Below are 20900 nucleotides of genomic sequence, written 5' to 3'. Positions count from 1 at the left end.
TCATCGCGAGGCGCGGAACGCGACCTTGCCTGAGTGATATTGACGCCTGAGGGTTATTCTTCTTCGCCGAACTTGCTGCCCATCAGCTCGGTCAGCGCGTCGAGCGCCTCCCTGGCCTCCGGTCCGCTCGCCGAGACGGTGACGGTGGTGCCGATACCGGCGGCCAGCATCATCAGGCCCATGATCGAGGTGCCGCCGACGGTTTCGCCGTTCCGCGTCACCGTGACCTCGGCGTGGAACTTCTCCGCCATCTGCACGAATTTTGCGGAGGCTCGCGCATGCAGGCCGCGCTTGTTGATGACCGGTATCTCGCGGGAAATCTTCCCGGAGGCGCCGGAAGCGGTGTCGGGCTGTCCGCCCGGTGCGGTCTGGGATGCGTCTGCGGTCATTTTCCGGCCAACACCCGGCTGGCGATGGTGACGTATTTGCGCCCGGCCTCCTGGGCCAGAGCGATCGCATCGGGCAAAGCGCGTTCCTCACGGACCTTGGCGAGCTTCACCAGCATCGGCAGGTTGATGCCGGCGAGCACTTCGACCTTCGGTCGGCTCATGCAGGAGATCGCGAGGTTCGACGGCGTTCCGCCGAACATGTCCGTCAGAATTGCCACACCATCGCCGCTGTCGACGCGATTCACCGCCTCGATGATGTCGCTACGACACAAGTCGGCGTCATCCTCGGCGCCGATCGTGACGGCTTCGATTTGCTTTTGTGGGCCCATCACGTGTTCCAGCGCTGCCTTGAACTCGTCGGCAAGGCGCCCGTGGGTCACAAGTACCAGACCAATCATCGGAAACTCCTCGCGGGCGCTTCTTGGTGCGCCGCGCGAACGGGTCACTTTGACCATCCAGAGCCCCTACGCAAGGGGGTCCTCACGATTCTTCCTCAATGACGAGGTCAAATCGGGAACCGAGGCGGGTCTATTCAGTGACGATAGTGTGGCTCATATGGTTACCAAATTCCTTCCGACAATCGTCCAACTGTGGCTACGCGCCAACTGCGTCAATTGTGGTCAGCGCCGCTACCACCAAAGGTAGCGGATCGAACTCCGCTGCAACCGGCACCCGCGGCAATTCGACACCCTCGATCCGAATCTGCATCGCGGCCGCTTCCGGAAGCCGTGAGGCATCGTCCGCAGCGAGGTCGACGATCAAGCCGATGACGGCCTCCGGCGCGTTCGGACAGCGGCGAATCCCCAGTCCGCGGACTTCGATCATCCCCGCCAGCTCCGGCGCCGGGCGAACCCAGAGCCGGCCGTCGCGTCGTTCGAGAAAGACACGATCGTCGCCAATCAGTTCCGCGTCTGGGATCTGGCCGGTACGGCCTGCGACGATCAGCCCGAAAGCGAGGCGGGATTTGCCGGAGCCGCTGGGGCCGCGGATCAGAACGGCGTGATCCCCGACCCTGACGGCGGAGGCGTGAACGCTCGAGGACCCCGCCGCGCTCATGTCGACGGCAGCCGGACCACGAAGCGCGCGCCCGCGCTGGTCGGCTCGCCATCGGCGTCGCGCGGGCCGGGCCGGTTCTCGGCGCGGATCTTGCCGCCATGAGCCTCGACGATCTGCTTGGAGATCGACAAGCCGAGGCCGGAATTCTGGCCGAAGCCCTGATGCGGCCGGTCTGTATAGAAGCGCTCGAAGATCTTCTCGAACGCGTCGTCGCGGATTCCCGGGCCGTCGTCGTCGACGACGATCTCGATCTCGGTCTTGCGACGGCGGCAGACGATCTGGACCTTGCCGCCGGGGTGCGAGAACGACTGGGCGTTCGACAGCAGGTTGGAGATCACCTGGCCGAGCCGCGAATCATGGCCGGGCACCGAGAACGGATCGCTCGCCGGTCCCTCGAAACGGACCTCGACCACGGCGTTGTTGCCGAGCCGGGTCTCGTTGGCGACCAGCGTCAGCGTCGTCAGCAGCCGGCGCAGATCGACCGGGGCCGCGTCCTGGCGCTGCAATTCGGCGTCGAGACGGCTGGCGTCGGAGATGTCCGAGATCAGCCGGTCGAGCCGCTTGACGTCGTGCTCGATCACCGCGAGCAGCCGCGCGCGGCTCTTGTCGTTCTTCGCCAGCGGCAGCGTCTCCACCGCCGAGCGCAGCGAGGTCAGCGGGTTCTTCAATTCGTGCGAGACGTCGGCGGCGAAGCGCTCGATCGCCTCGATGCGGTTGTACAGCGAATCCGTCATCTCGCGCAGCGCGCCCGACAGATGCCCGATCTCGTCGCGGCGGGTGGTGAAATCCGGAATCTCGACGCGGGCGCGGATGCGGCGGCGGACCCGCTCGGCGGCGTCGGCGAGCCTTCGCACCGGACCCGCGATGGTCGAGGCCAGCAGCACCGACAGCACGAACATCACCACCGCGGCGAGGCCGAAGATCTTCAGGATCGCGAGCCGCTCGGCGGTGACCATCTGGTCGATGTCGTCGCCCTGGGTCGACAGCATCAGCGCGCCGTGGATGGCGCGGAAACGCTGCACCGGCACCGCCACCGAGACGATCACTTCGCCGCGGTCGTTGATCCGCACCACGCTGTTCTTCTGGCCCTTCAGCGAGTCGGCGACTTCCTGATAGCCGTTGCCGTTCTCCGGCCCGAGTTCGCGATACAGCGGCAGGTCGCCGCGGTTCAGCCAGGTGCGGACCGCGATCGTCGCACGCTCGATCAGTCCGGGCTTCTCCGTGGTCGGCGGCGGCAAGTCGAAGCGCATCACATCGCCGCGGCCGTACAGGCTGCGACTGTCGAGGATCAACACGCCGTCGCGGTCGTAGATCCGCGCCCGCGTTTTGGTCGGCGAGATCAGCCGTCGCAGCACCGGCGCGACGCGCTCGGGATTGATCGGAAAATCCAGCACCGCGAATTCGTCCGGCGGCCCGTAGGTTTCGCCGGGCTTGAGATCGAGCAGCCGGTCCGGATCGACCGTGATGGTGTTGGTTTCGACCGTGGCGGAGGCGGCGATCGCGCCGGCGATGATTTCCGCCTGCACCAACAGGCTTTGCGCGCGCGCGTCGATCAGTCCGGCGCGGAACTGCGACAGATACAGAATGCTCGCCGACAGCGCCATCAGGCCGGCGAGGTTGAGCGACAGGATCCGCCGCGTCAGGCTGGAGAAGCTCAGCGTAAAGAAGAACTGCCCGGCGCGTCGCACCCATGCGAGCGGCCGCGGCCACTGCCGGGCCTGCGTCCCGGCGTTGTCCTGCGCGGGGGCGTCGTCCCCGGCGTCTTGATCAGGCGCGGTGCGATCCAGCAATGGCCAAGCCTGCCCGAATGTTGGCGATGAGCGACGACGGCATCCTATCGCGCTGCGGCTCCGCTGTCAGGAACCGACGCACGCCCACGGCGCGCTGCCGCCGATCAGGTTTCCTTGAAGCGATAGCCGACGCCGTAGAGCGTCTCGATCATCTCGAAATCGTCGTCGACCACCTTGAACTTCTTGCGCAGCCGCTTGATGTGGCTGTCGATGGTGCGATCGTCGACATAGACCTGATCGTCATAGGCCGCATCCATCAGCGCGTTGCGGCTTTTGACCACGCCGGGCCGGGTCGCAAGCGCCTGCAGGATGAGGAATTCGGTGACCGTCAGCGTCACCGGCTCGTTCTTCCAGGTGCAGGTATGGCGCTCGGGGTCCATCCGCAGCAGGCCGCGATCGAGCGCCTTGGCGTCGGTCTCCTTCGGCGCAGCGGCCGGATCCTTCGGCGCCGAGCGCCGCAGCACCGCCTTGACGCGCTCGACCAGCAGACGCTGCGAGAACGGCTTCCGGATGAAATCGTCGGCGCCCATCTTGAGGCCGAACAATTCGTCGATCTCCTCGTCCTTGGAGGTGAGGAAAATCACCGGCAGATCCGACTTCTGCCGCAACCGCCGCAGTGTTTCCATGCCGTCCATCCGCGGCATCTTGATATCGAGGATGGCGAGGTCGGGCGGCGAAGTGCGGAATCCATCGAGCGCCGAAGCGCCATCCGTGTAGGTCATGATCCGGTAGCCCTCGGCTTCCAGAGCGATCGAGACGGATGTCAGGATATTGCGGTCGTCGTCGACCAGGGCGATTGTTGGCATGAAGCTCTTTCCGAAACGGCGTGGCTAGACCGCGAAGCGATTCGACGATCCGCGGTTGAGGTTGCCCAAAAAGCACAGTCAACGAGCAATGCAAGCTGGGCTGAAATGTGGCCGGTTCCCAAATCCCGCGCGCGGAGGCGGGCCGGCATTGATATAAGTCGGCTTTCTGGGCATCAAAGCCCCTCCCGGCAATGAATTGGCAGAATCGTACCAATGCAGCCTACCGCCGACTTTAATCCCGCCAGGGTCGCCAAATCGCTGCTGCGTCGACGGCGGGAGGGCGCGCTCGCGACCCTGCTGCGGGGCAGCGGTGGTCCGTTTTGCTCGCTGGTCAACCTCGCGACGGCTCCGGACGGCGCGCCGATACTTCTGATCTCGCGTCTGGCGGTGCACACCAAGAACCTGCTGGCCGACCCGCGGATGTCGCTGATGCTCGACGAGCGCGCCGAGGGCGACCCGCTGGAGGGCGCCCGGATCATGCTGCTCGGAACCGCCCTCGAAGCCCGGCCCGCCGACATTCCGCTGCTGCGCAGGCGGTATCTGGCTGCCCATCCGGGAGCCGAGGCCTATATCGATTTCACCGATTTCTCGCTGTTCACGATCGAGACCAGCGCCGCCCATCTGGTCGCGGGCTTCGGCCGCATCGTCGATCTGGCGCCGACCGACTTTCTCACCGACCTCGCCGGCGCTGCGGGGCTGCTGGATGCCGAGCCGTCCGCCGTCGACCATATGAACGTCGATCATCTGGACACGCTGAATCTTTATGCGACAAAACTGATCGGGGCGGGCGCCGCCGATTGGCGCTGCACCGGGGTCGATCCCGAGGGGCTCGACCTTCAGGCTGGCCGAACGACGCTGCGCCTGGACTTTCCGGAACGGGTCACCACGGCGGCGGAGCTGCGCGACATGCTGAAACGCATGGCAGACATCGCGCGCAGCGCCGCATGACTTGCGCCAGCGCAATGTCGCGCGGCGGTAAACCAAATACTGCGGCCCGGGTTGGCAAAGCCCTCGTTCGCCACTATTCAGTCGCCCCACTGGACCCTAGGCGGTATATATTGACGTTTACCGCGGGCTGAAGCGCATTGGCGGCAATCGCGCGATCGGGACAACGCGGACCTCGAGGAGGATTCATTCGTGCAAGAGACGGGCGTGCATAACGGTGCTCATGGCGCCGACAAATTCGGGCTTAAAAACCTGAAGGGCATCTACTGGAATTTCGGCGCGCCGCAGCTCTACGAGCATGCGTTGCGCAACGGAGAAGCGGTGTTGTCCGCCGATGGCGCGCTGGTCGCGGATACCGGCGTGTTCACCGGCCGCAGCCCCAAGGACAAGTTCACGGTTCGCGACGCCACCACCGAGACCACGATGTGGTGGGGCGGCAATCAGTCGATCACCGCCGAACAGTTCGAGACGCTGTATCAGGACTTCATCAAACACGCCGAAGGCATGACGCTGTTCGCGCAGGATCTGTATGGCGGCGCTGATCCGTCGTTCCAGATCAAGACCCGCGTGTTCACCGAGCTCGCCTGGCACTCGTTGTTCATCCGCACGCTGCTGCGCCGTCCTGATCGCGCCGATCTCGCGGCCTTCGTGCCAGAGCTGACGCTGATCGATCTGCCGAGCTTCCGCGCCGATCCCAAGCGCCACGGCTGCCGCTCCGAAAACGTCGTCGCGATCGACTTCGCCCGCAAGATCGTGCTGATCGGCGGCACGCAGTATGCCGGCGAAATGAAGAAGAGCGTGTTCACCACGCTGAACTACTATCTGCCCGAGCGCGGCGTGCTGCCGATGCACTGCTCGGCCAATGTCGGCCCGGCCGGCGACACCGCGATCTTCTTCGGCCTGTCCGGAACCGGCAAGACCACGCTGTCGGCCGACCCGAACCGCACGCTGATCGGCGATGACGAGCACGGCTGGGGCAAGGACGGCGTGTTCAATTTCGAAGGCGGCTGCTACGCCAAGTGCATCAAGCTGTCGCCGGAAGCCGAGCCCGAAATCTTCGCCGCCAGCTCGCGGTTCGGTGCGGTGCTCGAAAACGTCGTGCTCGACGAAATCACCCGCAAGCCCGACTTCGACAACGGCTCCAAGACCGAGAACACCCGCTCGGCCTATCCGCTGGAATCGATCCCGAACGCCTCGCCGACCGGCCGCGCCGGCCAGCCGAAGAACGTGGTGATGCTCGCCGCCGACGCCTTCGGCGTGATGCCGCCGATCGCCAAGCTGACGCCGGCCCAGGCGATGTATCACTTCCTGTCCGGCTACACCGCCAAGGTTGCCGGCACCGAGCGCGGCGTCACCGAGCCGACTCCGGAATTTTCCACCTGCTTCGGCTCGCCGTTCCTGCCGCGCGACCCTTCGGTCTACGGCAACATGCTGCGTGACCTGATCCACAACCACAATGTCGACTGCTGGCTGGTCAACACCGGCTGGACCGGCGGCAAATACGGCACCGGCCACCGGATGCCGATCAAGGTGACCCGCGCGCTGCTGACCGCGGCGCTCGACGGCAGTCTGCGCAACGCCGAATTCCGCACCGACCCGTATTTCGGCTTCGCGGTTCCGACCGCGCTGCCGGGCGTGCCGAGCGATATCCTCGAGCCTGCGAAGACCTGGGCCGACAAGGCCGAGTTCGACAAGACCGCGCGCGCGCTGGTCGGCATGTTCCAGAAGAACTTCGCCAAGTTCGAAGCGCAGGTCGACGCCGACGTCCGCGCCGCCGCGCCCGACGTCAAGATCGCGGCCGAATAAGCGCTCGTCGATCGGCGCGAAGATACCAAGGGCGGCCGCAAGGCCGCCCTTTTTGATTCGTCAGAGGCTCATCGGGTGTTGCGCCACCAGAAAATAGGCCACGCCGCGGTAGCAGACATACAGCCCGACCACGACCACGACCGCCGAGAACACCGCGCGCAGCACTTTGTCGTGTGCGCCGATCAGCTTGCCGGCGCCGATGCCGATCAGTCCGCCGATGAGACCGCCGCTGATGAACAGGCCGGCGAGCCGCCAGTCGATCAGCCCGGACAGCGCGTAGCTCGCCGCAGTCGATGCGCCGAACGCGAACACCGCCACCAGCGAACTGCCGATCGCGGAAGTGAGCGGCATCCCGGTGGCGAGGATCAGGCCCGGCACGATCAGGAAGCCGCCGCCGATGCCGAAGAAGCCGGCGAGCACGCCGACGCCGAAGCCGGTGCCGATCAGTTTCGGCAGCATGGTCTTTGCCGTCGCGATCGTCAGGCGGATGGTCGGATCGCCGCCGCCACTTTGCCGGCGTGACATCAGCACGCCGATCACGACCATCAGCATGCCGAACAGCAGCAGCAATTGCTGGCCGTCGATCTGCTTGGCGATGAACGAGCCGGCGAATGCGCCGCCGATCCCGGCCGCCGAGAACACCAGCGCGCAGTTCCAGCGGACATTCCCCGCGGCCCAGTGACCGAGCAAATTGGCGAGCGCCGAGATCGCGACGGCGATCGAGCTGGTGCCGATCGCGACATGCGGCGAGCGGATTCCGACCACATAGACCAGCAGCGGCACCGCGAGCACCGAGCCGCCGCCGCCGATCAGCGCGAGGATGAATCCGACCAGCCCGCCGCTCGCGACGGTGATCAGGTCGGCCGGGGTGATTGCCATGATGGACGGGGGTTCCTTCAGCGCTGGAGCGCGACCGCGTTACGGCAGAACAGGCGATGCAGTTCAGCGATCAGTTGCTCGATGCGGGGCTCCGCGATCCGATACCACACGCTCTGACTGTCTCGCCGATACGTGACGATGCCGTCGTCGCGCATCCGCGCCAGATGCTGCGACAGCGCCGACTGGCTGAGGCCGATCGTGTCCGCCAGAGCGCCGACGGTCATCTCGCCGGTCTCGATCAGTCGGCACAAGATCATCAGCCGGCGGGTGTTGCCGAGCGCGCGCAGCACGGTCGCAACCCGCGCGGCATTGGCGGCAAAGTCATCGGCTTCGAAGGTGGGGCTCAGCGACATCGCATTCTCGTGACAGCATCTTGTGTTTATTTAGAGGATGCTAATATGGGTCAACAGCGATCGGTTGCCAGTTCGATCACAACATCCTCATCAACCAGGGAGTTCCGCCTTGACCAGCTCTGCCAGGCCGGAGATCCGCGCATTCTTCGACGAGCCCACCAATACGATCAGCTATCTGGTGTCCGACCCCGCGACCCGCCGCGCCGCGGTGATCGATCCGGTGCTCGACTACGATCATAGCGACGGCTCCGTCGACATTCGCTCGGCCGACGCGATCCTGAAGGCCGCGAACGACGGCGGGCTGACGATCGAATGGGTGCTGGAAACCCACGCCCATGCCGATCATCTGTCCGGCGCGCCCTATATCAAGCGCAACACCGGCGCGCGGATCGGCATCGGCGAGCACATCAAGGACGTGCAGCGGATCTTCCGGCCGATGTTCAACGCCGACGATCTGCGCACCGACGGCAGCGACTTCGATCATCTGTTCAAGGACGGCGAGCGCTTTGCGATCGGCGATCTCGCGGTCGAAGTGATGCACACGCCGGGCCACACCCCCGCCGACATCGCCTATCGCATCGGCGACGATGCGGTGTTCGTCGGCGACACGCTGTTCATGCCGGACTACGGCACGGCGAGGGCGGATTTCCCCGGCGGCGACGCGCATCAACTCTATCGGTCGATTCAGAAATTGCTGGCGTTGCCGCCCCGGACGCGGCTGTTCATGTGCCACGACTACAAGGCGCCCGGCCGCGACGAATATGCGTGGGAGACCACGGTGCAGGCGCAGCGCGAGGGCAACGTGCATCTGCGCGGCGGCGTCAGCGAGGATGAATTCGTCGACATGCGCAATGCGCGCGACGCGACATTGAAGGCGCCGACATTGTTGCTGCCGTCGATCCAGGTCAACATCCGCGCCGGCCGCTTTCCCAAGGCGCAGCACAACGGCGTGCACTATTTGTTGCTGCCGGTGCGCGCCCGACCCGGCGCCGAGGCGGGCGTGAGCTGAGGGCGACGGAGTCCGGGCGCCGAGGTCATCGCGCGGCTCGACCGGGTGGCCGGCCGCCCAAACCTTAACGCCGTATTAACCCGAGCGGGTGTGGAGTAACCAGCGAAACTGCGCAACACGGAGCGGCGCGATGGGTGACATCATGGGCGTTCTGGCGTCGGGCTATACCTCTGCTGCGCTGCAGAATCCGTCGCGGACGCCGTACAAGAATGTCGACGAGAAGCTGTACGAAGGCACCTGGAGCGGGACCTATTCGAACACCAAGAAATTCTCGATCACGGTGTCGGATGTGCAGGGCTTTCGCGCGCAGGTCCGGTACCAAAGCGAAGGCTCGATCAAGTTTCAGTCCGTGCTGATCAAGGACGGTTCGTTCCGGGTCGGCGACACCAAGTTCACGCTCGGCAGCAACGGCAGCGCCTCGATCCGCACCGCGGTCAGCGATCCGGTCACAGGCCAGGTCAATCTCGTCAAAGGCACCGCAAAGCTCGGCTGAGCCGCGTCGACGCGAGCCACCGGCCAGCCATCCCGCAGATCCCGAATACTCCGTAGATCACTGTCACAACGAAAAACCCCGCCGGGTTCCGGCGGGGCATCATCGCTTGTCAGTCGGCTTTCGGCCTCACCGTCAGTGGGCGGCCTCGAGAGCCGCCTGCTCCTGACGCGCGATGGTGCCCTTCACCGCGCTCTGCACCTTTTCGAAGGCGCGCACCTCGATCTGACGCACCCGCTCGCGCGAGACGCCGAACTCGGCGGCGAGATCTTCCAGTGTCATCGGCTCGTCGGCGAGGCGGCGCGCCTCGAAGATGCGCCGTTCGCGCGGGTTGAGCACGCCGATCGCGCCATTCAGCGCGGCGCGGCGATGATCGAGCTCTTCGTGCTCGGCCATCACGGCTTCCTGGCTCGGCGACTGGTCGACCAGCCAGTCCTGCCATTCGCCGGGCTCGCCGTCGTCCCGGATCGGAGCATTGAGCGACGCGTCGCCGCCGAGGCGGCGGTTCATGTCGATCACGTCCTGCTCGGTGACGCCGAGGCGGGTGGCGATCAGCTTGACCTGGTCGGGGTGCATATCACCCTCGTCCAGCGCCGAGATCTTGCTCTTGGCCTTGCGCAGATTGAAGAACAGCTTCTTCTGGTTCGCGGTGGTGCCCATCTTCACGAGCGACCACGAACGCAGAATGTACTCTTGAATCGACGCCTTGATCCACCACATCGCGTAGGTGGCGAGGCGGAAGCCCTTGTCGGGCTCGAACCGCTTCACCGCCTGCATCAGACCGACATTGCCTTCCGAGACAACTTCGGAAATCGGCAGACCATAGCCGCGATAGCCCATGGCGATCTTGGCCACGAGCCGCAGATGGCTGGTGACGAGATGATGCGCGGCGTCGCGATCGTCGTGTTCGCGCCAGCGCTTGGCGAACATGTATTCCTGCTGGGGCTCGAGCATCGGGAACTTGCGGATTTCCGCGAGGTACCGAGCGAGTCCGGATTCACCGTTGAGAACGGGTAGCGTAGCTGCACGGGCCATTCAGCGCCCTCCAGTGGGTTCAAGCCCCCGACATCGGGCGGCCTGGCAGACAGGTCGCTCTGCTAAAGCCGACCGGGCTGCGATGTTCCGCGTTGGCTCATCCAACGCAGCTGCAATATACACGAGATTAGTCGTGCGAGTTTAGTTACGGTCTCGTCACGTCGCCGTGACGCCGAAACAACGCGCTGAAATGATTTATGTTTTCTGAATAAACTGCGTCATTCCGTCGCCGTCAGGGCGGCTTTGAGACGGCTCAGATCGGCCGGCAGGCCGGATTCCCACGCGACGACTTCCCCGGTGGAGGGGTGCTCGAGCACCAGCAGATAGGCATGTAGCGCCTGCCGGCCCAGATCCGTCAGCGCGGCGCGGGCGTCCGGGCGGAGCTGGCTGGCCTTGGTTTTGAAATGCGGGCCATAGACGTCGTCGCCGAGCAGCGGGTGGCCGATATGAGCGAGATGCACCCGGATCTGGTGGGTGCGGCCGGTCTCGAGCTGGCAGGCGATCAGCGACACGATCTCGCCGCCGCTGCGGCCGGTGAAGGTCTCCAGCACCTCCCAATGGGTGATCGCCTCGCGTCCGCCGTCACGCACCGCCATCTTCTCGCGGGCATGGGGATGCCGGTCGATCGGCGCGTCGATGGTGCCGCGGATGCGGTTCGGCGCCCCCCAGACAAAGGCGTAATAGCCGCGGCGCAGCTCTCCGGTGCGGCCATGGTCGGCGAATTGCGCGCTCAAGGATTGGTGCGCTCGATCATTCTTTGCCGCGACCATCAGCCCGGTGGTGTCCTTGTCGAGCCGGTGGACGATCCCCGGCCGCCGCACCCCGCCGATCCCGGACAGCGATTCGCCGCAATGCGCGATCAAGGCGTTGACTAGGGTGCCGGTCTCGTGGCCGGCGGCGGGATGCACCACGAGGCCGCGCGGCTTATCGATGACGATGATGTCGTCGTCCTCGTGGACGATCTCGAGCGCGATCGCCTCGCCGGCCGGCTCCGGCGCCACCGGCGGCGGCACGTCGATTGTGATCGTCTCCCCCGAGGCGGCGTGATAAGCGGGGTCGCGGACCGGGGCGCCGCGAATCGCGACGCGACCGTCGAGGATCAGGGCCTTCAGCCGCGACCGCGACAGAGCCGGGCACCGCGTCGCCAGTACCCGGTCGAGCCGCGGCGACCCCTCGTCGCCGGCAACGACCACTTCCAGCAGATGTCCCGACGAATCGTTCACGATCGAGCCTTCCAAAAAAACCGAGCCAAAACCGAGCATTGCATGACCGAAACCGCCCTGCCCGAACCGACCCCCGAACAGGCCGCGCTGTTTGCGCGGGTGCGGCGGATGATGATGATCGCGGGCCTGACCACGGCGCTGGCGCTCGCGGCGGTTCTCATCGCCATCGGCTATAAGCTTTTCCGCTCCGAGGGAAGCGTTCCGGTCGCCGCCGAGACCACGCTGCGGCTGCCGAAGGGCGCGCGCGTCGTCTCCACCGCCACCGCCGGCGACCATGTCGTGGTCACCCTCGAGATCGGCGGCGCCACCGAAATCCGCACCTTCGACGCCAAAACCATGAAGCCGGCCGGCCGGCTGACATTCGCGAACGAGCCGTAGCGGGCGGGTTGGAGCCTTTCAGCCGCCGTCACCCGAGCGGCGCGCTCTTGCGCGCGTCGAATTCCCGCCTCCGCGACCTTGCGGCGGCGACATTTCGAGGCTATTCCTCACGCCATTCACGCTCCCTTCGTCTAGCGGTTAGGACGCGGCCCTCTCAAGGCTGAAACAGGGGTTCGATTCCCCTAGGGAGCGCCAATCTGCCTCACCCCGAATCAAACCGCGAGCGCGGTGACTGCCCAGATGCTGCGGGCGGCGGAGAGCGGTTGGCCAGAATGAGCGCTGCTTAAGCCGACTTCGCAAAGCCGTCGCTGTCTCACGGCGGCAGGCCAGACCGGTCGCGCCGGCAGTCAGCGCTGCCTTCGACATCCTGCTCTGGCTAATTGGTTGAGCAGATTCTTTTCCGAAGCCGGCGCCCACTCTTCGAGATCATACCCCCGTGGATCGCTTCCGGTTTCCAGGCCGCGAGCCGCTTATTGGCCGCGGGCGTGACGCGGCTTCGGTGTGCCCGGGCCTGTGGTGGGTCGCATCCGGACGATCGAAGCCTAACGTCGGTCGTTGAAGAGCCCGAGGGTCAAGAGCTTTTCGTAGATATCAGCCATTGCTTCTATCGAGAGCGCGGAACGCTCGACGTAATTGTGCTGATAGAGCATGGTCATATAGCTTCGAATGCCCATCAACATGAACACCACGGGCGGCAGTTCTTCACGGTCGTAACCCGTGATCTCATGCTTGGCGGCGCTGCGCTCCAGCGCGTGAAGATAGCCTTCATACATCGCCACGACGTGCTGTCGGTAAGCGGTCGCGGCGAACACCTCCGCTTCATTCAAGACACGAAGAAATGCGGGATTCTTACGACAGAAATCGAAATAGGCGACGAAACGTGCGCGGTCACGCGCGACGCCCGTTAGGGACTCGTCCACCTGCGCCTTGATATGTGCGGTCAACCGGTCGCCCAAAAAGGGCAGGAGCTGATCGAAAATACTCTGCTGACTATCGAAGTAGTTATAGAAGGTGCCGTTCGCCACTTTGGCCCGGCTGGTGATCTTGCCGACAGTCGCCGCCGCATATCCCTCATCGCCCACAATATCGATTGCGGCTTGCAGGAGCGCGCGCCGCGTTCGTTCCTGTTTGTCCGCGCGTGAGGATCTAACCTGAACAAGCCCGCGAGGACGCGCGCTGTCGGCCGAGTTCTTCGTCATTGCGATCAAGCTTACATCGATTCGGGCGGACACATTACTGCGGTTTCTGGCCGGCGGCTCGGGCATTGGGCGAGCACAAACAGAAAACACCCGCCGCGCCGCCTGTGTCTCATCAAAATGAACGTATGTCCATTATTATTGACCAAGGAAGGTCGAGTCGGAGGCGCCTGTTGCGGTCGACGCGTCCGCAATCGACTTCTAGTCCTGCTGGAAACAGGCGATTTCGTGCAGGAAAATCTGCGCACGAGACATCCCGATCCTCCTCGACTGAGTGGCGAAATTACAAATATGACTGTACAGCCATTTTTTAGTTGACGCTTCTGGCGAGCCGGGCCATGATGAAGGCGTCCTGAAATCAACAAGACGTCAATAGCTCAACCTCAAGAGCGCATCGGGACGCGCTTCATTGTCCAATCCCGAAACCGACGCGTCGGACTCGGAATGTCGATCGAGGGTTGCGCAGAAAAGAAGTCCGCATGGCGCTCTCATAGGCGCACTTGGGCGGGGGAGGAGGATCAATGAAGTTCTACGGCGTGACATCGTTGTCGGGCGCGGTGAGGCTTGCCTTTTTTGCTTCCGCGGTATGCGGCCCGGGCGCATTCAATGGCGCGGCGGCTCAGGAGCCCGTGCGGATCGGTGTGATCACCGATATGACCGGGCCGTATTCTTCACTCTCCGGGCCGGGCGTCGTTGTCGGCATGAAAATGGCGGTCGATGAGTTTGGCGGAAAAGTCCTCGGGCAGCCGATCGAGGTGCTCAGCGCCGACAGCGGGCTGAAGGCCGATATCGCGCTCTCTCGCGCGCGCGAATGGTACGATCGCCAGAATGTCCATATGATCGTCGAATCGTCGGATTCCGGGTCGGCTGTCGCCCTTCAAAAGCTCGGCGCCGACAAAAAGAAGATCACGATGTTCCACTCGGGCACCACGGCGCTCACGAATCTCGAGTGCTCGCCTTACGGGGTGCATTATGCGTGGGATACCTATTCCATGGCGAGCGGGGCCGCCCGGGCAGCCGTCCAGGCGGGTGGGAATTCCTGGTACTTCATCACCGCGGACTACGTCTTCGGGAAATCCCTCGAGGCCGACGCATCCAAGATCATACGCCAGCTCGGCGGCGACATCATTGGCGGCGTTCGACACCCGCTGAATGTGCCCGACTTCGCGTCGTTTCTGCTGTCCGCTCAACAGTCCAAAGCCAAGGTTGTCGGACTGGCTAATGCCGGGAGCGACACTCAGAATGCCGTCAAGCAGGCCGCAGAGTTTGGGTTGGGCGGCGGACAGAAGGTCGTTCCGCTGCTGATGTTCGACACCGATGTGAAGGGGCTTGGACTAAAAGTCGCGCAAGGGATGGAATTCGCGACGGCGTTCTATTGGGACTACGACGATAAATCGCGCGAATTCGCCAATAAGTTCTTCGCAATCCATAAAAGCATGCCGACGATGAACCATGCAGGGTCCTATTCGGCAACCCTGCAGTATCTGAAGGCTGTCCAGGCGACCGGCTCGCTGGATGCCGACAAGGTGATGAAGTACCTCAAATCCGTAAAAATCGAAGACGCTTTCGCCCGCAACGGCCGAATCCGCGTTGATGGACGGATGGTTCACGACATCTATCAGGTGCGGGTCAAGACGCCGGAAGAATCCACGGGCCCGTCAGATATCCTGAAGGTCATTCTGACCATCAAGGGTGATGATGCCTTCATGCCCCTTGCGGATAGCACATGTCCGCTCGTCAAGAAGTAGTTCCGAACCGCCACTGACGGATCGACGAATGCGACGGCGGCGGCAGCGACGACGAACGATCATCGCTGCCGCCTGGAGAGCGATCCCGAAACGACGACTGCCGAGCTGCCAGATTGGCAGTTTGGGCTGGCGGGCGCGCGAACACAACCAATCGAATTGACTGAACGATCGGAACTGACGAGATGATCGAGCTGGCGTCTTTTGATTTTGACCTCGACGAACCAACGCGGATGCTGCGCGATACGGTCAGAAGCTTCGTGCAGGCGGAGCTTGCGCCTCGCGCCTATGCAATCGAACAGGCCAATGACTTTCCGGCAGATATCTGGCGCAAATTCGGCTCGATGGGGCTGCTCGGTATTACCGTCGACGAAGCCTATGGTGGTTCGGGCCTGGGCTACTTCGCCCATATCATCGCGATGGAAGAAATCTCGCGAGCCTCAGCCGCCGTCGGAATGTCTTATGGGGCGCATTCGAATCTCTGCGTCAACCAGATCCACAGGAACGGAACAGAGGCTCAGAAGCAGCGCTATCTTCCGAAGCTGGTCTCTGGTGAGAATGTCGGCGCTCTTGCGATGTCGGAGGCGGGCGCGGGTTCCGACGTCGTTTCGATGAAGTTGCGTGCCGACAAGGTTGGCAGCAACTTCGTGCTGAACGGCACCAAGATGTGGATTACCAACGGCCCGAACGCAGACACCCTTGTCGTCTACGCGAAGACCGACCCGGCCGCGAAATCGAAGGGCATCACGGCATTCATTGTCGAGCGCGACTTCAAGGGCTTCTCGACCTCGCCCAAGCTCGACAAACTGGGGATGCGCGGTTCGAATACGTGCGAACTCGTATTCGACAATTGCGAGGTGCCCGAGGCGAATGTTCTCGGCGAAGTCGGGCAGGGTGTGCGGGTCCTGATGTCGGGATTGGATTATGAGCGTGCCGTGATGGCCGCGGGTCCGGTCGGCATCATGGCCGCCTGCCTGGATCTGGTTGTGCCCTATGCGCGCGATCGCAAGCAGTTTGGCCAGCCGATCGGAGAATTCCAGTTTATCCAGGGCAAGCTGGCCGACATGTATACGGCCCAGATGACCGCTCGCGCTTATCTTTACGGAGTCGCGCGGGCCATCGACGGCAAAGTGCTGCAAGGTCAAGCGGCCCGCAAGGACTGCGCCGCCGTCATCCTGTACGCTGCCGAGCAGGCCACCAAGGTCGCAGCCGAGGCCATTCAGATCATGGGTGGCAACGGTTACGTTAACGAATGCCCGGCCGGCCGTTACTGGCGGGACGCGAAGATATTCGAGATTGGCGCCGGCACGTCGGAAATCCGGCGCATGCTGATCGGACGGGAAATCGTCAGGTCATCAGCATGACGTTGGTCTCTGCGGCGACAGAGCAGACGCGAGGTTGCGTCACAGGCGGGGACGCGCGCGTGGTCCTCGTCACCGGCGGGGCTTCCGGAATCGGACGAGCCGCAGCCCTTGCCTGGGCGCGCCAGGGTTGCAGTGTCCTGGTTGCCGATATCGACGATCGAGGCGGCGCCGAAACTGTCGAGGCCATCGAAAGGCTGGGCTCTCGCGCTCGCTACCAACACAACGATGTTACAGATGAGCGCGAATGCGCGAGTCTCGTCGAACAAGCCGTCCTGCATTTCGGTCGGCTGGATGTCGCCTTCAATAACGCCGGGATTACAGGGCCGTCTGCGTACATCGCGAACTATCCAGGCGCCGACTGGCGTCACGTCATCAACGTCAATCTCCTGGGCATCTTCAACAGCATGCAGCCGCAGCTGCGACTTTTCGAGTCGCAGGGCGCGGGAGTCATTGTCAACACGGCGTCGGTGATTGGTTTGAGGGGCGTCGCGGGCGGAAGCGCCTACGCGGCGGCGAAACATGGCGTCATCGGTTTGACGAAGTGCGCGGCCCTCGAATACGGCCGCTCGGGGATCCGCATCAACGCTGTCTGTCCCGGGTACATCGAGACGCCGCTGGTTGCCGCTGTTCCAGACCGGATACTCACCGAAAAAATCAACCGAACCGGCGCGCGACGATTGGGCCGCCCGGATGAAGTCGCTGCGCTGGTGCTGTGGCTCGCATCACCTGCAGCCTCCTACGTGAACGGCGCCGCCGTGGCTGTTGACGGCGGGTTCCTGGCGTCGTGAAGGCCAGCCGAAATCGATCGGAGAAAGCGCAGATGACCGACTGGAAGACCAAATACAAGCTGATCACCTTTGATAATGACAAAGGGGTGCTCACCGTGTCCTTCAGCCGGGAAGCGAAGCTGAACGCGGTTGATGCACGAATGCACACCGAAATGTCGTGGCTGTGGGGCGATGTCGCGCGCGACGAGGCAACGCGCGCAGTCGTTCTCACCGGCGCCGGCGCGGCTTTCTCCGCTGGAGGCGATCTCGACTGGTTCAAGACGATGACGCCGGATGCGCTGGACAGGCTGTTCATCGAGGCGCGGCGCATCATTGTGGACATGCTGGAGGTGCCGCAACCCATCATCGCGGCCGTCAACGGCGCTGCGACCGGGCTGGGAGCGACGCTGGCGCTCATGAGCGACATCATCTACGCATCCGAGAAGGCGACGATCGCCGATACCCATGTTCTGGCCGGCATTGGCGCGGGAGATGGAGGTGTGGTGATCTGGCCGTGGCTTTGCGGTATGGCACGAGCGAAAGAGTATCTGATGACAGGTCAGAAACTCAACGCACGGGAAGCTCACAGCATCGGGCTGGTCAATCACGTCGTCGCCCATGACGAGTTGTTGGACACGGCCACCAGGATGGCACGCAGACTCGCCGACGGACCGCAATTGGCCATTCGCGGAACGAAATTCTCACTGAACAAGATACTTCGTGAAGCGGTCAATCTCACGCTCGATACCTCGCTCTCGCTGGAGAAGGAGTGTTTTCATTCCGCCGACCATCGCGAATGCATCGACGCATTCCTGGAAAAGCGAAAGCCCCAATTCAATCGTTAATGTGCGCATGGCGAGTTTCGGGAAGGGCGAGAGTCACATGTCGGACGCAGAGGATATCAAGCTCGCGACCATCTCCGATCAGGCGACCAATCTCGCGCGGCGGGTGAATGTCGGTGACATCACAAGACGAGGTGCGCGCCGTCATCGCGACAAGATCGCCGTTATCATGGGCGAGACCCGTCTCACATACGGCGAACTGGACGCTCGGGCGAACCGCATCGCGCATGGATTGCTGGCGATGGGCTTGGGCAACGGGGCCCGCATCGGCGGCCTCGCCCGAAACTCAATCGACTTCCTGACATTGTACTTTGCAGCAGCAAAGGCTGGCGCGATCTTCTGCCCGTCCAATCCAGCAATTCCTGACGCGGATCTCGTTCATATCCTTGGTCATGCCGAGGTTTCGGCAATCTTCATCGATCCTGACCGGCACCAGCAATTTACCGCTGTCGCATCCCAGGTGCCTTCCATCAGAAAGATATTCTCCGTCGGCGGCAACGGGCAGGCAGATTCGCAGCTCGACTCGCTGGCGGTGATCGCCGAAGGGCAACCTGCAATCGATCCGGAGACCGTGACAGGCGATCGTGATGTCGCCATGATCATGTACACCAGCGGAACGACCTCCGCCCCCAAGGGAGCGATGTTGTCGCACATCAACGTGACAACTGGCGCCGTGCACAATGCGTTCGCGGGCGAGGTCGACGAGAACACCATCGCAACCGCCATACTACCCTTGTTTCATTGCGGTCAGCTATCAATCAGCAGCGGAACGTTGATGCGTGGAGGCACCGTCGTCGTTTTCGACGGGTTCGAACCCGCAGCCCTCCTGGACGCGATCGCGCGCGAACGCATCACCTGGCTATTCGCTCTTCCCGCGATGTATCGCGCCCTCCTGGCGCATAAGGATCTCGACAACACGGACGTGTCGAGTCTCGCATTCTGTTTGTATGCGATGGCTCCGATGGATCCTTCGACGCTGCGCGAAGCGTCGCGCAGGCTCAAGGCTCGCTTCGCACTCACCAGCGGACAGACGGAAGCCTATCCGCCGACGGTTGTATTCGCTCCGGAATTTCAGTTGACCAAGCACGGCGCCTTTTGGGGGCGCGCCATGCCCTTGGTCGATTTGGCAATCATGGACGACGATGGGCGCCTGGTCGAGGACGGATCCGTCGGCGAAATCGTCTATCGAGGTCCGATGGTCATGGAAGGGTATCTGAAAGATCCGGAAGCCACAGCTCGGGCGTTCGAGGGCGGTTGGTTCCACTCCGGCGATCTCGGGCGCTTCGACGAAGACTCGCTGCTCCTCTTCGTCGACCGCAAGAAGGATATCATCAAGTCGGGCGGAGAAAACGTCTCATCCGTCAAGGTGGAGAGCTGTCTCCTTGCCCACCCGGCGGTGCGGGCTGCGGCGATTGTCGGCGTGCCTCACAGCCGTTGGAGCGAGGCCGTTGTCGCTGCTGTTTGCCTGCTTCCGGGTTCAGTGGAAGACGAAGGGCAATTGATCGCCCATTGTAAACAGACACTCGCACCCTTCGAAGTCCCGAAGAAGATTGTCTTCTACCGTGAGCTTCCCCAGACAGCGACCGGAAAGCTCCAGAAATATCAGATCCGGGGCGAGCTCGAAAACCTGTTTCGCGACCAGACGAACTGAAAGTTGGAAGCATCGATCGACGAGCTGATGCCGTCGCCGTACACCGAGTGACAGAGGGAGGCTGAGGTGAAATCGATACCAGACGGGTCGCCACCCCAGGAGCAGGGCGCCGCGTCTCCGAAATGGACGAACGCTTCAGGTCTGCGTTCTTGTCGCGCGAGCAACGACAGGTCAAACCGAGGTCCTCGAGAGTGAGCCGTCAGACGAAATGAGTGCCCCAGTCGTCGTTATCACGGGCGCAGCCCGAGGAATCGGATCGGCCGCGGCGTCCACCTTCCTGGACCATGGCTGGCAGGTTCATGGCCTCGACCGACGCGCGCCATTGATCAAGGGAGCTATCGGCCACGAATGCGACGTGACCAGCGAAGAGCAGCTCCTTTCCGTGGCGGAACGAATCGGCCCTATCGACGCGTTGGTGCCTGGCGCCGGCATCAATCTGCGTCCGCATGACAATGCTGCGGAAAAGCTGACTTTGGAGGCCTGGAATCGCACCATTGCCGTGAACCTCACGGGCGTGATGCTGACGGTCCGCGCGTTTCGACCCAGGATACGTGCCGACGGCGCGATCGTTCTCATCAGCAGCGTCGCAGCATTGCGTGCGATGCCCCACTCGGATGCCTATACGGCCAGCAAAGGCGCGATTGTCGCGCTCACCAGAAGCTGGGCCGTCGATTACAGCCGGGATGGTATACGGGTGAACTGTGTGGCGCCGGGGCCTACCGATACCGAGATGATGTCCGGGCTCCGCGATGGATACGCTGTCGAGCGACAGGTGCAGCTTCCTCAACAACGCATGGCGACTGCAGGCGAAGTTGCGCAAGTCATCCGTTTCCTTGCATCCGACCAGGCTTCCTACGTGTCCGGCGCCATCGTCCCTGTCGATGGCGGCGCCGTCGCGCATAGCGCGGGCGTTCCATTTCCGCGGAGACGTCCCAAACCATAGCGGCGATCAATTCATGTGGTCTGCGCGACCGCATCGCCGCGAGCGATGTTCGACGCGCGCCACGGCAATGCGGGTGAATGAGGGTTCGAGTGGGTATGATGAAATCTGCGTCTGAGATCAGACCGATAGTTCCCGACGTCGCGCGCAATGCCGAGACGATGCGCGCGCTGGTCGGAGAGCTGAAGGACAAGCTCGACAACGTCGCCGGAGCCGGCGGCGAGGCCTCTCGCGCC

The 20900-nt window shown here is 63.3% G+C and carries 21 protein-coding genes and 1 tRNA gene; 12 read left to right on the top strand and 10 right to left on the bottom strand.

Annotated elements, in window-relative coordinates:
- Positions 1 to 53 precede the first annotated feature (53 nt).
- The 5 genes from BMY71_RS22625 to BMY71_RS22605 all read right to left on the bottom strand — a co-directional run bounded on the left by BMY71_RS22625 (position 54) and on the right by BMY71_RS22605 (position 4041).
- On the bottom strand, positions 54 to 389 hold the full coding sequence (locus tag BMY71_RS22625) for an HPr family phosphocarrier protein (RefSeq protein ID WP_092686193.1): 336 nt from the start codon (positions 387 to 389) through the stop codon (positions 54 to 56).
- Complete coding sequence (locus tag BMY71_RS22620) at positions 386 to 787, bottom strand: PTS sugar transporter subunit IIA (protein WP_011439367.1); 402 nt, start codon at positions 785 to 787, stop codon at positions 386 to 388. The genes BMY71_RS22625 and BMY71_RS22620 overlap by 4 nt, the downstream gene beginning before the upstream one ends.
- A 196-nt stretch (positions 788 to 983) precedes the next feature.
- Entirely contained in the window at positions 984 to 1445 is a 462-nt protein-coding gene (locus BMY71_RS22615; RefSeq protein WP_092686192.1) for an HPr kinase/phosphorylase, read from the bottom strand.
- Entirely contained in the window at positions 1442 to 3133 is a 1692-nt protein-coding gene (locus tag BMY71_RS22610) for a sensor histidine kinase (protein WP_092686231.1), read from the bottom strand. Before BMY71_RS22610 ends, BMY71_RS22615 begins: the two co-directional genes overlap by 4 nt.
- Before the next feature lie 206 nt (positions 3134 to 3339).
- Positions 3340 to 4041, bottom strand: a complete 702-nt coding sequence (locus tag BMY71_RS22605) for a response regulator transcription factor (RefSeq protein ID WP_011439364.1) — start codon at positions 4039 to 4041, stop codon at positions 3340 to 3342.
- A 213-nt stretch (positions 4042 to 4254) separates the two neighbouring features.
- Here BMY71_RS22605 and BMY71_RS22600 point away from each other — a divergent pair, with 213 nt between their 5' ends.
- Together BMY71_RS22600 and BMY71_RS22595 are read left to right on the top strand one after the other, a co-directional pair.
- On the top strand, positions 4255 to 4989 hold the full coding sequence (locus BMY71_RS22600) for a HugZ family pyridoxamine 5'-phosphate oxidase (protein WP_092686191.1): 735 nt from the start codon (positions 4255 to 4257) through the stop codon (positions 4987 to 4989).
- Between the two features lie 189 nt (positions 4990 to 5178).
- Positions 5179 to 6792: a phosphoenolpyruvate carboxykinase gene (locus BMY71_RS22595; protein ID WP_011500792.1), complete on the top strand. Its 1614-nt coding sequence runs from the start codon at positions 5179 to 5181 to the stop codon at positions 6790 to 6792.
- Between the two features lie 60 nt (positions 6793 to 6852).
- Here BMY71_RS22595 and BMY71_RS22590 read toward each other — a convergent pair whose 3' ends face one another.
- Together BMY71_RS22590 and BMY71_RS22585 are read right to left on the bottom strand one after the other, a co-directional pair.
- Positions 6853 to 7671, bottom strand: coding sequence for a sulfite exporter TauE/SafE family protein (locus BMY71_RS22590; protein ID WP_092686190.1), 819 nt, complete (start codon positions 7669 to 7671; stop codon positions 6853 to 6855).
- A gap of 17 nt (positions 7672 to 7688) precedes the next feature.
- The gene (locus BMY71_RS22585; RefSeq protein ID WP_092686189.1) at positions 7689 to 8024 is read right to left on the bottom strand and encodes an ArsR/SmtB family transcription factor; all 336 of its coding nucleotides are present in this window, start codon (positions 8022 to 8024) and stop codon (positions 7689 to 7691) included.
- 109 nt (positions 8025 to 8133) lie between these two features.
- On the opposite strand from BMY71_RS22585, the gene BMY71_RS22580 reads away from it, so the two are divergent.
- Both BMY71_RS22580 and BMY71_RS22575 read left to right on the top strand, forming a co-directional pair.
- Positions 8134 to 9033: an MBL fold metallo-hydrolase gene (locus BMY71_RS22580; protein WP_092686188.1), complete on the top strand. Its 900-nt coding sequence runs from the start codon at positions 8134 to 8136 to the stop codon at positions 9031 to 9033.
- Between the two features lie 130 nt (positions 9034 to 9163).
- Positions 9164 to 9526 carry a hypothetical protein gene (locus BMY71_RS22575; protein WP_092686187.1) on the top strand — a complete coding sequence of 121 codons (363 nt, stop codon included), beginning with the start codon at positions 9164 to 9166 and terminating at the stop codon, positions 9524 to 9526.
- 132 nt (positions 9527 to 9658) lie between these two features.
- Here the strand turns inward: BMY71_RS22575 and rpoH are convergent, their stop codons facing one another.
- A complete protein-coding gene (rpoH, locus tag BMY71_RS22570; protein WP_011500787.1) occupies positions 9659 to 10558 on the bottom strand; it encodes an RNA polymerase sigma factor RpoH in 900 nt (299 codons plus the stop codon).
- Positions 10559 to 10776: 218 nt separating this feature from the next.
- Complete coding sequence (locus BMY71_RS22565) at positions 10777 to 11757, bottom strand: RluA family pseudouridine synthase (RefSeq protein WP_092686230.1); 981 nt, start codon at positions 11755 to 11757, stop codon at positions 10777 to 10779.
- 66 nt (positions 11758 to 11823) lie between these two features.
- On the opposite strand from BMY71_RS22565, the gene BMY71_RS22560 reads away from it, so the two are divergent.
- Both BMY71_RS22560 and BMY71_RS22555 read left to right on the top strand, forming a co-directional pair.
- Positions 11824 to 12159 carry a hypothetical protein gene (locus tag BMY71_RS22560; RefSeq protein ID WP_092686186.1) on the top strand — a complete coding sequence of 112 codons (336 nt, stop codon included), beginning with the start codon at positions 11824 to 11826 and terminating at the stop codon, positions 12157 to 12159.
- A 120-nt stretch (positions 12160 to 12279) separates the two neighbouring features.
- Positions 12280 to 12354, top strand: a tRNA-Glu gene (locus tag BMY71_RS22555).
- 347 nt (positions 12355 to 12701) lie between these two features.
- Here BMY71_RS22555 and BMY71_RS22550 read toward each other — a convergent pair.
- Positions 12702 to 13358 carry a TetR/AcrR family transcriptional regulator gene (locus tag BMY71_RS22550; protein ID WP_041805084.1) on the bottom strand — a complete coding sequence of 219 codons (657 nt, stop codon included), beginning with the start codon at positions 13356 to 13358 and terminating at the stop codon, positions 12702 to 12704.
- 518 nt (positions 13359 to 13876) lie between these two features.
- On the opposite strand from BMY71_RS22550, the gene BMY71_RS22545 reads away from it, so the two are divergent.
- From BMY71_RS22545 to BMY71_RS22520, 6 genes are all read left to right on the top strand, one after another.
- On the top strand, positions 13877 to 15103 hold the full coding sequence (locus BMY71_RS22545; RefSeq protein WP_092686185.1) for an ABC transporter substrate-binding protein: 1227 nt from the start codon (positions 13877 to 13879) through the stop codon (positions 15101 to 15103).
- Positions 15104 to 15285: 182 nt separating this feature from the next.
- On the top strand, positions 15286 to 16464 hold the full coding sequence (locus BMY71_RS22540; protein WP_011500783.1) for an isovaleryl-CoA dehydrogenase: 1179 nt from the start codon (positions 15286 to 15288) through the stop codon (positions 16462 to 16464).
- Positions 16465 to 16523: 59 nt separating this feature from the next.
- On the top strand, positions 16524 to 17252 hold the full coding sequence (locus BMY71_RS22535) for an SDR family NAD(P)-dependent oxidoreductase (protein ID WP_244526142.1): 729 nt from the start codon (positions 16524 to 16526) through the stop codon (positions 17250 to 17252).
- A gap of 32 nt (positions 17253 to 17284) precedes the next feature.
- Positions 17285 to 18076: an enoyl-CoA hydratase-related protein gene (locus BMY71_RS22530; RefSeq protein ID WP_092686183.1), complete on the top strand. Its 792-nt coding sequence runs from the start codon at positions 17285 to 17287 to the stop codon at positions 18074 to 18076.
- A gap of 37 nt (positions 18077 to 18113) precedes the next feature.
- The gene (locus BMY71_RS22525) at positions 18114 to 19724 is read left to right on the top strand and encodes an AMP-binding protein (RefSeq protein ID WP_175557760.1); all 1611 of its coding nucleotides are present in this window, start codon (positions 18114 to 18116) and stop codon (positions 19722 to 19724) included.
- Between the two features lie 208 nt (positions 19725 to 19932).
- The gene (locus BMY71_RS22520; RefSeq protein WP_092686181.1) at positions 19933 to 20667 is read left to right on the top strand and encodes an SDR family NAD(P)-dependent oxidoreductase; all 735 of its coding nucleotides are present in this window, start codon (positions 19933 to 19935) and stop codon (positions 20665 to 20667) included.
- Positions 20668 to 20900: the final 233 nt, after the last annotated feature.

It is taken from the genome of Rhodopseudomonas pseudopalustris, from assembly GCF_900110435.1.
GTDB classification, from domain to species: Bacteria; Pseudomonadota; Alphaproteobacteria; order Rhizobiales; family Xanthobacteraceae; genus Rhodopseudomonas; species Rhodopseudomonas pseudopalustris.
Note: the sequence above shows the minus strand (reverse complement) of the source record. Positions and strands in the feature narration are given on the sequence as shown.